At 65.4% G+C, this 14,017-nt stretch carries 14 protein-coding genes and 1 riboswitch; of the genes, 5 read left to right on the top strand and 9 right to left on the bottom strand.

The features are described from left to right. Positions 1–17 precede the first annotated feature (17 nt). Positions 18–1,472 (top strand): peptidase, encoded by a 1,455-nt coding sequence (locus tag ACLP9N_RS07515; RefSeq protein ID WP_442406797.1) that lies wholly within the window; start codon positions 18–20, stop codon positions 1,470–1,472. Positions 1,473–1,620: 148 nt separating this feature from the next. Here the strand turns inward: ACLP9N_RS07515 and ACLP9N_RS07510 are convergent, their stop codons facing one another. From ACLP9N_RS07510 to ACLP9N_RS07500, 3 genes are all read right to left on the bottom strand, one after another. Further along, the gene (locus tag ACLP9N_RS07510) at positions 1,621–2,022 is read right to left on the bottom strand and encodes a hypothetical protein (RefSeq protein WP_442406796.1); all 402 of its coding nucleotides are present in this window, start codon (positions 2,020–2,022) and stop codon (positions 1,621–1,623) included. After that, positions 2,019–2,315, bottom strand: a complete 297-nt coding sequence (locus ACLP9N_RS07505; protein ID WP_442406795.1) for a hypothetical protein — start codon at positions 2,313–2,315, stop codon at positions 2,019–2,021. The genes ACLP9N_RS07510 and ACLP9N_RS07505 overlap by 4 nt, the downstream gene beginning before the upstream one ends. A 267-nt stretch (positions 2,316–2,582) precedes the next feature. Further along, positions 2,583–3,257, bottom strand: a complete 675-nt coding sequence (locus ACLP9N_RS07500) for a TetR/AcrR family transcriptional regulator (protein WP_442406794.1) — start codon at positions 3,255–3,257, stop codon at positions 2,583–2,585. 171 nt (positions 3,258–3,428) lie between these two features. Here ACLP9N_RS07500 and ACLP9N_RS07495 point away from each other — a divergent pair, with 171 nt between their 5' ends. Then, the gene (locus ACLP9N_RS07495; RefSeq protein ID WP_442406793.1) at positions 3,429–3,728 is read left to right on the top strand and encodes a DUF4190 domain-containing protein; all 300 of its coding nucleotides are present in this window, start codon (positions 3,429–3,431) and stop codon (positions 3,726–3,728) included. Here the strand turns inward: ACLP9N_RS07495 and ACLP9N_RS07490 are convergent. The 6 genes from ACLP9N_RS07490 to thiC all read right to left on the bottom strand — a co-directional run bounded on the left by ACLP9N_RS07490 (position 3,716) and on the right by thiC (position 8,460). Beyond that, positions 3,716–4,591 carry an LLM class F420-dependent oxidoreductase gene (locus ACLP9N_RS07490; protein ID WP_442406792.1) on the bottom strand — a complete coding sequence of 292 codons (876 nt, stop codon included), beginning with the start codon at positions 4,589–4,591 and terminating at the stop codon, positions 3,716–3,718. The genes ACLP9N_RS07495 and ACLP9N_RS07490 overlap by 13 nt on opposite strands. A gap of 16 nt (positions 4,592–4,607) precedes the next feature. Beyond that, positions 4,608–5,042, bottom strand: a complete 435-nt coding sequence (locus tag ACLP9N_RS07485; protein WP_442406791.1) for a MarR family winged helix-turn-helix transcriptional regulator — start codon at positions 5,040–5,042, stop codon at positions 4,608–4,610. Positions 5,043–5,106: 64 nt separating this feature from the next. Next, entirely contained in the window at positions 5,107–5,331 is a 225-nt protein-coding gene (locus ACLP9N_RS07480; protein ID WP_442406790.1) for a hypothetical protein, read from the bottom strand. 14 nt (positions 5,332–5,345) lie between these two features. Beyond that, the gene (locus tag ACLP9N_RS07475; RefSeq protein ID WP_442406789.1) at positions 5,346–5,996 is read right to left on the bottom strand and encodes an alpha/beta hydrolase family protein; all 651 of its coding nucleotides are present in this window, start codon (positions 5,994–5,996) and stop codon (positions 5,346–5,348) included. Continuing rightward, positions 5,993–6,820 (bottom strand): bifunctional hydroxymethylpyrimidine kinase/phosphomethylpyrimidine kinase, encoded by an 828-nt coding sequence (thiD, locus tag ACLP9N_RS07470; protein WP_442406788.1) that lies wholly within the window; start codon positions 6,818–6,820, stop codon positions 5,993–5,995. The genes ACLP9N_RS07475 and thiD overlap by 4 nt, the downstream gene beginning before the upstream one ends. Then, entirely contained in the window at positions 6,817–8,460 is a 1,644-nt protein-coding gene (gene thiC, locus ACLP9N_RS07465) for a phosphomethylpyrimidine synthase ThiC (protein WP_442406787.1), read from the bottom strand. Before thiC ends, thiD begins: the two co-directional genes overlap by 4 nt. Beyond that, positions 8,453–8,563: riboswitch (TPP riboswitch) on the bottom strand. It overlaps the preceding gene by 8 nt. A 262-nt stretch (positions 8,564–8,825) precedes the next feature. Between thiC and ACLP9N_RS07460 the strand changes: the two genes are divergently transcribed. The 3 genes from ACLP9N_RS07460 to ACLP9N_RS07450 all read left to right on the top strand — a co-directional run bounded on the left by ACLP9N_RS07460 (position 8,826) and on the right by ACLP9N_RS07450 (position 13,879). After that, a complete protein-coding gene (locus tag ACLP9N_RS07460; protein ID WP_442406812.1) occupies positions 8,826–9,458 on the top strand; it encodes a PAS and ANTAR domain-containing protein in 633 nt (210 codons plus the stop codon). A 135-nt stretch (positions 9,459–9,593) separates the two neighbouring features. After that, positions 9,594–9,947, top strand: a complete 354-nt coding sequence (locus ACLP9N_RS07455) for an STAS domain-containing protein (protein WP_442406786.1) — start codon at positions 9,594–9,596, stop codon at positions 9,945–9,947. Between the two features lie 5 nt (positions 9,948–9,952). Then, entirely contained in the window at positions 9,953–13,879 is a 3,927-nt protein-coding gene (locus ACLP9N_RS07450; protein ID WP_442406785.1) for an ATP-binding protein, read from the top strand. Positions 13,880–14,017 lie beyond the last annotated feature (138 nt).

Below are 14,017 nucleotides of genomic sequence, written 5' to 3'. Positions count from 1 at the left end.
TCGGGATGAGGTTGGCCATGAATAACCGTGGGCGCGCGATCGCGGCGGTGTGGGCGGCGGTTGCCTGTGCCATGGCGGTACTGCTGGTGGCCGGGTGCAGCACGTTCGTCGAGGGGCGGGCGTTGTCGATGCTCAACGACCCGTTCCGGGTGGGGGATCTGCCCGCGGCCGACGGTCCCAGCGGGCCCCGGCCGAATGCACCCAGTGCGACGGGCAAGGTGGCCAACACCAACAACGGGCCGATCGACGAGTTGGCGTTGCTGTCGGTCAACGACATCGAGGAGTACTGGAAAGCCGTCTATCGCGAATCCTTGAAAGGCAGTTTCAAGCCGGTCGACAAGCTGATTTCCTACGACTCGGACGATCCCAGCAGCCCGGTCATCTGCCACCGGAAGACCTACAAGTTTGTCAACGCATTCTTCAACAGTCGTTGCAACCTGATCGCCTGGGATCGCGGGGCGTTGTTCCCGCTGGCGGAACGCTATTTCGGCGAGATGTCCATCACCGGGGTGTTGGCCCACGAGTTCGGCCATGCGCTGCAGAGGATGGCGAAACTGGTCTCCGCGAACGACCCCACCATCGTCTTCGAGCAGCAGGCCGACTGTTTTGCGGGCGTCTACCTGTACTGGGTGGCAGCCGGCAAGTCGCCACGCTTCGCGCTGAGCACCGGCGACGGGCTCGACCATGTGCTCGGCGGGCTGATCACCATGCGCGACCCGATCGAGGACAGGGAAAGCGACAACGAGCATGGCTCGGCCCTGGATCGGGTCAGTGCCTTCCAGATGGGCTTCGTCAGCGGTGCCTCGGCATGCGCGGCGATCAACATGAAGGAAATCGAGCAGCGCCGCGGTGACCTGCCGACCGTCCTGCGCACCGATCCCAGCGGCGAGGCGGAGACCGGTGAGGCCCCGGTCGACCAGGACACCCTGTCGACGCTGATGGAGGTGATGGGACAGATCTTCAGCCCGAAGCAACCGCCGACGCTGTCCTACAAGCCGGCCGATTGCCCCGATGCGAAGGCCAGCCCACCGGCGTCGTACTGCCCGGCCACCAACACCATCGTGGTCGACCTGCCCGCGCTGGCCGCCATGGCCAAGGTCGGCGGCAGGGATGAACACGAGCTGCCACAGGGTGACGACACCGCCCTGTCGGTCGTGATGTCGCGATACGTGCTGGCGGTGCAGCATGAGCGCGGCTTGCCGATGCAGAGCCCGTGGACCGCGCTGCGGACGGCGTGTCTGACCGGGTACACGCATCGCAAGATGGCCGAGCCCATCGATCTGCCGTCGCACAAGCAGCTGTTGCTGACCGCCGGTGACCTCGACAAGGCCGTCTCCGGCCTGCTTACCAACCACCTGGTTGCCAGCGACGCCGACGGTGCCACGGTGCCGGCCGGTTTCACCCGGATAGCGGCGTTCCGCGGGGGCGTGGCCGGCAACATGGACGCGTGCTACACGCGGTATCCGGCATAGCGACGGACGACGGCATCAGTAATCATATGAGCCACGTGGGCATCGTGGGCCGGCGATGATGTGATTCCCGATTGCGATATCGCCGGTGATATCGCAATGGAAACTCGCCTATTGCTCAGTCGCGCTGCGCCTTCCGTGGCCCACGAACTTAAGCGAAGGATCTCCGCTTACAGCGGACATACCATGCCACGAGAGCCACAATGAGTGTGCCGGCTATGAACGAAATCGTGTTCTTTGCAGTATCGGTGGGGTATAGACCCGTCGCCGCCAGCAGGATCCGTCCGAGAATATCGGTGCTGAGCAAGATGAGAGCCACGGTGGCCGCCCACCTCTTTATGGTCAGCATCAGAACCCCAGACGCCACGTATGACAGACCGATTCCCGTGGCGGTGAGGGCGAACAGCGCACCACCCGAGGTGGTAATCCCGAAAAACTTGTGGGAAAACCCCGTGACGACCTCGGCGACTCCCGCCACGATCGTAAATCCCGCAACGACAATGAGATTCCACGGACGCAATGGCACTGCGCGGTGATCTGGGCCGGCGGTCATGATCGCGCCAGCCTCCTCCTGCTCAGGTACGGAAGCACTGGCAGGAGGACGTACATCATCAGCCCCGCGGCGATGTTGGGTGGGTTGATGTATTCGCGGATCGCGTCGAATCGGCCATCGCGCATGTGAAAAACGAGGCAGTAACCGTCGAGGGTCAGACGCAAGCCGAGGCCACCGACAATGACCCTGTGGTTGTACTCCACGCACAGGTGCTCGCCGTCGGAAAACCAGTTCTTGATCTCAACGTGCGAACGCTCGTCGTGCCGCCTTGTCCGCCCGGCCGCCACAGCCATCGATTCGATCGCGCGGCGCCCCGTCCATGTGTGCCGATCGGCACGATGGTCCATGTTGCGTCGTCGGTCAAAATAGCTCCCACGCCGGCAAAGTCGTCGTCCTTGACCATGCGGAAATAAGCCTCGATGAGCTGCTCGTTGGTTGTGGGCGCCATCGCGTCTCCTAGTGATTGGTGCCGCTCGGTCCGGACTGCTCGGCGAGCCGGTTAATACGGAACGACTCCGTACCGGAAATGCTAACGGATGATCGCGGGCCTGTCCACCGGATCAGCGGGCACGGCGTGCCCGGGGCGCGCGTGGTGTCGGGCAGGCGACCGGAGCAGTCACTAGCGGGTAAACCAATTCATCGAAGAGACGGCGTACAAAGTCACGGTCGGGCGTCTCTCCGAGCAGGAAACGCATCGAGCTCATCGCGATGACGAGGTCGGGGACCAGGCTCAGATCTAGGCCGTCAGCAATTTCTCCGCGCGCGGCCGCTCGTTCGAGCATCTCTGCGATCGCCCGGCGGGGCCTTTCGATGATCAGGCTGGACATCACTGCACGGAGTTCGGGATCGCGGCGGGCAGCGGTGACGAGACCCAAGAGGACCGCCACCTGCTGTTGCTCCGCGTGACCGAAATCGGGCAGGATCTCCAGCGCCGCTTCGATGTCGCCGCGCAGGGAGCCCGTATCTGGAATCGTCACCGGACCCAGCTCATCCCGCCAGGCGAGCACTGCGTCGGCGACCAACGCGGCCTTCGATGGCCAGCGACGGTATAACGCGCCCTTGCCGGCATGCGCCCGGGCAGCGATCTCGTCCATCGTCAGCAGGTCATACCCCCGCTCGGCTAGCCCTTCTAATGCTGCCTTCAGGATCTCGGCGTGTCGTGACGAGTCCAGGGGGCGCCCACGGCCGGACCGGGGTCGCCGATCGCCGTCGCTTGGCCTTTTGGTTTCCGACACATGAGCTCCACTTATGCCGAGGCGGATTGCTTGTCAATGACGTTAGCCGCAACTACTCAGGCCTGGTGTGATGCTGACCGCCAGGCACGCGACAGTAGAGTGTGTGCCACTTGACCCCAGGAGGCGTCCGTGACGGAACCACCGCCGGCACCGGCCGCCCGCATCAATCGGATGGCCATCGCGTCGTTGCTGTGCTCAGCGATCGGGTTGCTTTGCATCATGGGGCCTATCGCGGGTTTGATTTTCGGCTTTCTCGCGCTGAACCAGATCAAGCAGACCGGTCAGCGTGGCCGTGGTTTGGCGATTGCCGGAATAGTCATCGGCGCGCTGCTGGTCGCTGTAATCATCACCTCCGGAATCATCAATGGCGGACACAAGCACAGCCCGAGTAAGGGTTCGGGCGCGCCCGCCCCTGGAATTTCAGTGATAACCGTTGAAACCCGGGCGGTTTCGCCGGTTCAGCCGATCTGAGCCAGCCTGGGCGTGAGTTGATCGCCGAACCGGCGGATGAAGCCGACGGGGTCGGGGTTGCCGGGGAGGGGGCCGACGTTGATCATCTCGATGCCAAGCTCGGCGTAGCGTTCCACGGTCTTCAGGTACTCGTCGGTGTCCTCGAAGGGGTCGACCACGGCAAGGCCGCCACACGTCTTGCGGATTTCACCGGGATCCCGGCCCACCGTGTCGCAGTGCCGGTTGAGCACGTCCACCTTGTGCTTGAGCTCGTCGACGTCGGTGGTCATGCTGTTCCAGATATCGGCGTACTGTGCGACCAGTCGTAGCGTCTTCTTCTCGCCGTCGCCGCCGATCAGAATTGGAGGGCGCCGAATCGGTTGCGGCACACAGAGTGTCTCGGCCAGCTGATAGTGCTTGCCGTCGTACCGACCGTCGTTGCCGCTCCACATCTGCCGGCAGATCTGCAGCGTCTCTTCGAGCATCTCAAAGCGTGTGCTCAGCGGCGGATAGGGAATGCCAAGGGCGACGTGCTCGCGGTCGTACCAGGCCGCGCCCAGTCCCAGCATCGACCGGCCCTGCGACAGCACGTCGAGGGTGGTCACCGCTTTGGCCAGCACGCCGGGGTAGCGATAGGTAACCCCGGTGACCAGCAAGGTCAACTCGATCGTCGTCGTCTGTCCGGCCAAGAAACCCAACGACGTATAGCCCTCGAGGAACGGGTCTTCTGCTCGCCCAATGTTTTCCATTTGGAAGAAATGGTCGGCCAGGGTGAACAGCGTGGCGCCGCCCTGCTCGGCGGCTTTGGCTGCCGCGGTCAGGGTTGGCCCCAGCGCCGCCGGATCCCCTGGCAGAAAGTCGATGAAGTGCACTCCGAATTCCATTGCAGCTATTCCCCTTTCATTCGGTTAACCGCTCGAGCAGGGATAGCGCGTCAAGGATGGTGTGGCGCTCGGATTCTGAGTAGCGCTCATGGATGGCGCGTGCCAGCCATTCCTCACGCACTTGACGGTCACTCTCGGCGCGTTGCCGACCCGCCTTGGTCAACGAAATCACTTGACGCCGGCCGTCTTCGGGATCGGGCGTGCGCTCGATCAGCCCGCGTTGCTCGAGTGCGGCCACTATCGTGGCCATGGACTGTGGACGCACCCGCTCGGCACCGGCCAATGCGCTGGCCGATGACGCCCCCTCTTTCCAGAGCCGGGTCAGCACCGCCGTCTGCGACGGTGTCAGATCGCCGTCAATCGCGAGGCCCCGCAATTGACGTCGCAGCCGGCTGACCACGACCCGCAGCTCGCGGGCCGCCGCCGCGGCCGATTCGGCGATACCGTCCACACCACCACCGTAAGCTAGACAGTTCAAACTGTCCAGTTGTAACTGATTGAATTCTGTTCGGGACTCAAGTCATGCAGACGTTCGCGAACAACAGAACCGGCCACGACACGATCGAACCCAGGAACGACACCGCCAGATCGACTCCGTGCATCTGGTGCAAATGTTCGGTATGTGTTGCCGACCAGATCGTTCCCACCACCAGATACGGAGTGCCAATCATCAATCCGATAGCCATCAGTTGGCCGATGGTGATCTGGAAGTCGAGAACCTTGCGAACCGTCTCCAACATATGCGTCAACTTACTTAAGGCCTTGGTCCCCCCGGAAGGCGCAGCAGCCGCAGCGCCGCATCCACCGCGAGCGCGGGCACGTCGAGGGTCTTCGAGCCCAAGTCGTGCCGCGCGCCGGTGATCTCGACGATCTCGGTCGGCGCGGAGATCAGCGCCGCCGCATCGCGCACCTCCGCCGGCGTGCCGAAGGGGTCCGACGTGCCGTAGGTGAGCACCGTGGGCACCATGATGTCGGGCAGGTGCTCGGTGCGCGCGCGCTCTGGCTTGCCCGGCGGATGAACGGGGTAGGAGAACAGCGTCAACACGTCAACTGTCACTTCGGCGGCGGCCACCACCATCGAAGTCTGCCGCCCGCCGTAGGAATGTCCGCCGACGATCAGCGGGCCCTCGGCCAGGCCGCGGCACACCTCGATCGCCTCGACGATCCCCGCGCGGTCGGTGGCAGCCGAGCCCGACGGCGGACCCTTGGGCCGGCGCCGGCGGTACGGCAGGTTGTAGCGCACCGCCAGCCAGCCGCGCCCCGCCCATTCGTCGCAGATCCGTTGCAGCAGTGCAGATTCCCGGCTACCACCGGCGCCGTGCGTCAGGACGACTACTCCTTTTGGACGCCCTACGGCGTCCCCGGAGGGTTCATGCGCGATGCCCGCGATCTGGTCGAGGTTCAAGACAGCCGGAACAACGGGGAGACCGGGCCGTGGCCGTGCCCGAGCGGATAGGCGGCGCGCAGACATTCGGTCACCCATCGCTTGCCGAAGCCGACGGCGTCGGGCACGCTGAACCCGTGCGCCAGCGCGCAGGCCGCCGCGGTTGCCAGTGTGTCGCCGCCGCCGTGGTCGTTGCCGGTGGGCACCCGCGGTGCGTCGAATTCGTAGCAGGAGGCGCCGTCATAGAGCAGGTCGCAGCTGCGCTCGGAGGACCGCAGGTGTCCACCCTTGACCAACGCCCATCGCGGGCCGAGCGCATGTAGGGCCTTAGCGGCCGCGCGCTGCGACTCGGCGTCGACCACGTCGATATCGACCAGCAGGCGTACCTCGTCGAGGTTGGGTGTCACCAGCGTGGCCAACGGAAACAGTTGATTGCGAAGCGAATCCAGGGCGGACGGTGCCAGCAGCGCGTCTCCGTGCATGGATGCGCAGACCGGGTCGACGACGAGCGGAACCGTCAGTTCGAGCCGGCGCCACGTGGTAGCCACCGTTGCGATGATGTCCGACGACGCCAGCATCCCGGTCTTGGCGGCCTGGATGCCGATATCGGTGACCACGGCCTGAATCTGCCCGGCCACGACAGTGTCCGGCACCTCGTGAAAGCTCTTGACTCCCAACGTGTTCTGCACGGTAACCGCGGTAACCGCGACGCATGCGTGCACACCCAGCAGTGCCATGGTGCGCATGTCGGCCTGGATGCCCGCCCCGCCGCCGGAGTCCGATCCTGCGATCGACAGCACCCGCAGCGGCGTGCTGCCGGGTGGCGGCAGCGGCAGGTAATTCACTGCGTGAGAGGCAGATACACGCGGTTGCCGTGCTCGGCGAACTCGCGTGACTTCTCGGCCATCCCGGAGGTGAGTGCGGCCTCGATGTCCTCTTCGGTCTGTAGTCCGTGTGCCGCGGCGTAATCGCGGACGTCTTGGGTGATGCGCATCGAGCAGAACTTCGGTCCGCACATCGAGCAGAAGTGGGCGGTCTTGGCCGGCTCGGCCGGCAAGGTCTCGTCGTGGTACTCCCGCGCGGTGTCGGGGTCCAACGACAGCGCAAACTGGTCGTGCCAACGGAATTCGAATCGCGCCGTACTCAATGCGTCGTCGCGCTCCTGCGCGCGGGGATGCCCCTTGGCCAGGTCCGCCGAATGCGCGGCGATCTTGTAGGCGATCACCCCGTCCTTGACGTCCTTGCGGTCCGGCAGCCCCAGGTGCTCCTTGGGGGTGACGTAGCACAGCATCGCGGTGCCGGCCTGCGCGATGATGGCCGCGCCGATCGCCGACGTGATGTGGTCATAGGCCGGCGCGATGTCGGTGGCCAGCGGGCCCAGCGTGTAGAACGGCGCCTCCTCGCACAGCTCCTCTTCCAGCCGCACGTTCTCGACGATCTTGTGCATCGGGATGTGCCCCGGGCCCTCGATCATCACCTGTGCGCCATGGGCTTTCGCGATCTTGGTCAGCTCGCCCAGGGTGCGCAGCTCGGCGAACTGCGCGGCGTCGTTGGCGTCGGCGATCGAGCCGGGCCGCAGCCCGTCGCCCAGTGAGAAGGTGACGTCGTAGCGCGCGAAGATGTCGCAGAGCTCGGCGAAGTTGGCATACAGGAACGACTCCCGATGATGCGCCAGGCACCAGGCCGCCATGATCGAGCCGCCGCGCGACACGATGCCGGTGACGCGCTTGGCGGTCAGCGGCACGTAGCGCAGCAGCACCCCGGCGTGCACGGTCATGTAGTCCACGCCCTGCTCGCACTGTTCGAGCACGGTGTCGCGGTAGATCTCCCAGGTCAGCTCGGTCGGGTCGCCCTTGACCTTCTCGAGCGCCTGGTAGATCGGCACCGTGCCGACCGGGACCGGCGAATTGCGCAGGATCCACTCACGGGTTTCGTGGATGTTCTTCCCGGTGGACAGGTCCATGATGGTGTCGGCCCCCCAGCGGGTGGCCCACACCATCTTGTCGACCTCCTCGGCGATCGACGACGTCACCGCCGAGTTGCCGATGTTGGCGTTGACCTTGACCGCGAAGGCCTTGCCGATGATCATCGGCTCGCTCTCGGGATGGTTGTGGTTGGCCGGGATCACCGCGCGGCCACGGGCGACCTCGTCGCGCACCAACTCAGCGGGCATGTCCTCGCGGGCCGCGATGAACGCCATCTCGGCGGTGGTCTCGCCGGCGCGGGCCCGCTGCAGCTGGGTGCCGCGGTCGCGGACCACCGCGGGCCGCGGCGCCAGCCCGGACTTCAGGTCGATCACGGCGTCCGGATCGGTGTAGGGCCCCGAGGTGTCGTAGAGATCGAAGTGGTCTCCGGTGGACAGGTTGACCCGCCGGAACGGAACCCGCAGATCAGCGCCGCCGCCCGGGCTCTCTACTTCGCGATAAGCCTTGCTGCTGCCCGCGATGGGTCCGGTGGTGACGGAGGGTTCGGCTGTAACGGTCATTTTTCCATCTCCCTACGTCGGCATTACCCGGTCAGGTTCGTACGGTCGACGGCCCCAAGCCGTCCTCTCAGCGCACTCGGCGTGCGCTCCCGCGTCTGAATTTTTTTGTTGGATTGCCCGCACGCGAGGTTACTCCCACCCCGCACCGGCCGCGGCATGTGGGCGGGGGCAACGGTGTAAAACTCATCGAAATCTGGGCTATAGACGGGTCTATGGGCCCGATCAGACGCGGTCTTTCGGCACTGGCCGGTGAATCCGCCTAATGAGATGATGCAAACGTGCAACAGCCCAGCCGAACGGGTGCAGCGACACCCACCGGGACCCACAAGCAGCAGCCCGTCGCAGTCGAGGCCGCCACTACGTACTTGAACGTCGGGGCCTTCCGCTTCTGGTTCGTGGGTCAACGCTGGGAATGGTCCGACGAGGTGGCGAGGATGCACGGCTACGAACCGGGGACCGTGGTCCCGACGACGAAACTGCTGTTGTCGCACAAGCATCCCGACGACCGTGCGCACGTCCAGGATCTGCTCGACTACGCCTTGCGGTCGGAGGAGTCGTTTTCGAGTCGTCACCGGTTTCTCGACACCGCGGGCAACGTGCACGACGCGATTGTCGTAGCCGATCGCATGCTGGGCGAGGGCGGCGCGGTGTTGGGCACCGCCGGTTATTACATCGACCTCACCAACACCTTCGACGAGACCCGGCACGAGACTCGACAGGAAGTGCTCGACTCGGCCCTGCCGGACCTATTCGAGAACCGCGCGGCGATCGAGCAGGCCAAGGGCGTGATGATGTATGTCTACCGGGTCAGCGCCGAGCAGGCCTTCCGTGTCCTGCAGTGGCGGTCGCAAGAGACCAATACGAAGTTGCGCGAGCTGGCGAAGCAACTGCTCGCCGAAGTTGCGACCTTGCCACCCCCGACAGCTGCCGTCCAAAGTCAGGTCGACCATCTGTTGCTGACGGTGCACGAACGGATCCCTGCCGAGGCCGCTGGATAGCCGCCGCAACACGCGAACGTGGCAGATTGGATCAGGGTTAGGCTTTCCAGACATCTTGGAAGGCGCATACTGCGCATCCGGGCACTGCACTTCGTTTAGCGGCTGGAATTTGACACGTTCGAGGCGGTGAAAGGCATGGAATTGTTGGCGGTCGACCACGAGGCCCGTGAGGACGCTGTACTCGTGCGCGTGAAAGGCGATGTCGACTCCACCACCGTCGACGAGCTCACCGCTCACCTGACCGCCGCGCTAAAGCTGGCCGCGACGCACCCGGCCCGGCTGGTCGTCGTCGACCTGCAACCGGTGACCTTCTTCGGAAGCGCAGGTTTGAACGCGGTGCTCGACTGCCATGAGGAAGGAAAGGAAACCGGTACGTCGGTCCGTCTGGTAGCAGATCATGACAATGTGCTTCGACCGATTGAGGTGACGGAGCTGGATCGCATCCTCGAGATCTACCCGACGCTGTCCGATGCGCTGCAGCGCAAGTAACAGCAATGAACGAGGGCCGCGCCCCAGCTACTTCCAGCACGCACGGCGATCACCCGCTGCCGGCTGACCTGGCGGCTGCGGTCGCGTTAGGCGGTGAGATGGGCCGCCGGTTCGCCGCGTTCGACTGGGCAGCCCATCCGCTCGGTCGGCCGGATGAGTGGTCGCCCGAGGTGCGTGCGGCGGTGGCGGTGACCCTGACGTCGCGGTTTCCCATCGTGCTGTGGTTGGGGCCCACGGATCTGTTCTTGATGTACAACGACGCCTACGCGCAGATCCTGGGTGACAAACACCCCGCGGCCCTGGGCCGCCCCGCGGAGCAGGTGTGGTCGGAGATCTGGGAAGCGATCGGACCCATGCTCGCTGGCGTCGTCGCGACAGGCAAGGCCACCTGGTCGGATGACTTGATGTTGCCCCTGGTGACCGGGGGCCGTCCGCAGGAGCGGTACTTCACTTTCACGTACAGCCCGATCCTCGGCGGCGACGGCGCGGTCACGGCCATCTTCTGCGCCGTCATTGAAACCACCGAACGGGTGCTCAGCGAGCGCCGCCTGCACCTGCTGAACGCGGTCGCGTCGGCGACCATGGAGACCCAAACCATCGACGACGCGGTGAGCGCAGCCGTCGCCGCATGTGCCACCCAGCCTGCGGACCTACCGTTCATCGCCGTGTACGTGGCCAGGGACGGGGCGGGCGAAGATGACATCACGCTGCGCGGCGCGACGCCCTCGATCCTGCCGCTGCTGCCCCGCTCGCTGGCCCAGCTGACGGACTGGGACGCGACACCGCGATCACGGGCAACAGCGCACGTGGTCGACCAGCTTGCCGCGGTAATGCCCGGTATCGCAGACGTTTTCACCGACGACTGCCCGCGGCAGGCCCTGGCGTTGCCGCTGGGTGAGGTCTCGGCCACCGGGGCGTTGGTGATCGGAACGAGTCCGCGCCGCCCGCTGGATGCGCAGTACCGCGGTTTTTGCCAATTGCTCGCCGATCAATTGTCGTCGGCGCTGGCATCCGCAATCTCCTATGAGCAGCAGCGCCAGCGTGCCGAAGCGCTCGCCGAGTTGGACCGTGCGAAAACCGCCTTCCTGACCAATGTCAGCCACGAGTTCCGCACGCCGCTGACCCTGCTGCTCGGGCCGCTCGATGATGCGCTATCCGATGCGGCGCCGGAAACCGTTCTGGCAGATCGGCTGAGCACAGCAGAGCGCAACGCGCGGCGGCTGCTGCGCTTGGTCGACTCGTTGCTCGATTTCTCCCGCATCGAAGCCGGCCGCGCGAACGCGAGATTGGTGTGCACCGACGTGGGCGCGCTGACCTCCCAAATCGCGTCGTCGTTCACCGAGCTCTGCCAGCGGGCAGGACTCGATCTCGTGCTGGACTGTGATCTTGCGCTGGCTGACCTCGATCCGGGCATGTGGGAAACGATCGTGCTCAACCTGCTGTCCAATGCAGTCAAATACACTCTGCGAGGCTCGATTTCGGTCGAGGTGCGCAGCGAATCCGCGCATTGCCGCATTACCGTGCGCGACACCGGAGTAGGGATCGCCGCCGAGGACCTAGACCGCCTGTTCGAGCGCTTTTACCGGGCCGACAACGTACGCGGCCGCAGCGTGGAGGGCACCGGAATCGGACTTTCACTCGTCCGCGGGCTTGTCGAGCTGCAACGCGGAACGGTGGAAATCGACAGCGAACTGGATCGCGGAACAACGGTGACCATTCGACTGCCGCGATCGGTCGGGGGTCCAGCCGTCGATCAGTCGCCTGCGGGGCTGCTGGATGAGACCAATCCGTATGTGGCCGAGGCAAGTCACTGGCTGATGTCCATTTCGGACCCTGGTGATGCGACGGCCGCACCCGACGGGGCTCGCCAGTTGGTGCTGATCGCCGACGACAACGCCGACATGCGGGCTCATCTTGATCGAGTGCTGTCGCCGCACTGGGATACGGTGCTGGTCGCCGACGGCGAATCGGCGTTGAACGTGACCCGCCAGCTGCACCCAGACGCGATCGTGACCGACGTCATGATGCCGGGCCTGGACGGGTTCGAGTTCGTGGCGGCCATTCGCGCCGAGCCCGAACTGGCTGCCACCCCTATCCTGATGCTGTCCGCCAGGGCCGGCGCGGAGGCGGTCAGCGAAGGCTTCGCCGGTGGGGCCGACGACTACCTGCCGAAGCCATTTCGCTCGCAAGAGCTGGTCGAGCGGGTGTCGGCGAGGTTGGCTGCCGCAGCCCGCGAGCGCGCCGGTCAGCAGCGCGACGCCGACATGCGGCTCTTATCCGAGCTCGACGCCGCGCTGCACGCCGCTGATTCGGTTGCCGGAATCCTGGCCGCCCTGCTCGACTCCCCGTTTGGCTCGGCTGATGCCACCGCGGTGGCCATCGGTGTCCTCGACACCGACGAGGACACCGTGCGATTCGAATACGGCGGCGCGTTTCCGGCAGAACTGCGCGACCGCTACCACGTGGCCTCGCTGGGCGCCCCGTTGGTTGCCGTCGACGTCATCAAGAGCGGCGAGTCGATGGTCGTCACCGAGACGTTTGGCCTGCCGCCGCGATATCAACATGCGGTCCACGACACCTCCGCGAGTGTCCGCGCATGTGTCATTCAGCCCTTGCGCGGCAGCCTGGGGCGCATCATCGGTGTGCTGTCGTTGCTGTGGTCCAAGCCGCGGCGGTTCGAGGCGGCAGAACTCGACACGTTCGCCCGCGCGGCCAAGCTGACCCAGTCGGCCCTGGACCGGGTCCGCGTCATGGCGCGAGAGCACCGTATCGCCGTCGAATTCCAAGAGCAGCTGCTCGACCTGGACCGCGCGTCGACCGCGGCGGTCGTGGCGGCGATATACCAACCTGCCGGCGAGTCGATGCGGGTGGGCGGCGACTGGTATCTCGTCACCCCGCTCGACGGGCCGGGCAGGATCGGGATATCCGTGGGCGACGTCGTTGGACACGGCTTGCCGGCCGCGACCGTGATGAGCAGACTCCGCGCGGCGCTGGGCGCCACCGCACTCAGCAAAGCCGACCCAGCTGCTGTCCTGAGCGCGCTGGACACCTATGCGGCCACCGTGCAGGGCGCGCGCTGCGCGACGGTGACCTACGCCCTCATCGATGCCGGGGACGGCGGGGCCGGCACGGGAGCCGACTCTGGGGCCGGATCTGCCACCATCAGTTACACCTGCGCCGGGCATCCCTACCCATTGCTGGTCGGCCCAGACCCAGGCCTTGGCCCCGTCTTCTTGTATGGCGGTCGGCGACCGCCGGTGGCCACTGGTGATACCCACCCGGCCGGCAGCACCGCGCACGCGGACCTGCCGCCCGGAACCTTGGTCTTGCTCTACACCGACGGACTGATCGAGCGGTCCGGCGAGACGCTCGACCAGGGATTCGACCGCCTGAAGGCCACTGCCGCCGAGTGCGCCCACGTTCCGGTCGGCGACGTCTGCGCCGAGCTACTGCGACGGATGACCCCTCCGGACGGGTACCGCGACGACGTCGTTGTGCTCGCACTGCGCCCGAGCCATTCGGGGCCGCGCAGCTTCACCATCGTGGTTCCGGCCGGGGAGACGGAGGTCCCCGTCGTCCGGGACCGGTTGCACGAGTGGCTGACCGCGGTCGCCGTCGATCCGTCTCGCACACAGGACATCTTGTTGGCGGCCGGTGAAGCGGTGACCAACGGGATCGAACACGGCAGCCATTGTGATCCGCGCAGAACCGTTTCCGTCGAGGCCTTCATCCGTGACACCACGATTTCTATTACCGTCGCCGACTCCGGTCGTTGGTCGCGCGACTCCTCGGCCAGCCTGCGCAGCTACCGGCGCGGACGCGGGCTTACCTTGATGAGCGGACTCGCAGATCGTGTCGACACCGTTCGCGATCGTTGGGGCACCCGAGTGACGATGCTGTTCGACCACGCGGTCCCCGGCTCGAACAGCTGATATAGATCGGGTTGGTCCTTCACAAACGCCTCCGGAGGTGTCAGGAAGGGATCTGTAAGTGATTCCTTTTGAGTCCGTGTGTTTGGCGCACGCGGGTTTTCCTGACACGCCCCGGAGGTGTTGTTATGTCTGTGCATC

It is taken from the genome of Mycobacterium sp., from assembly GCF_052144515.1.
Taxonomy (GTDB): Bacteria; Actinomycetota; Actinomycetes; order Mycobacteriales; family Mycobacteriaceae; genus Mycobacterium.
Note: the sequence above shows the minus strand (reverse complement) of the source record. Positions and strands in the feature narration are given on the sequence as shown.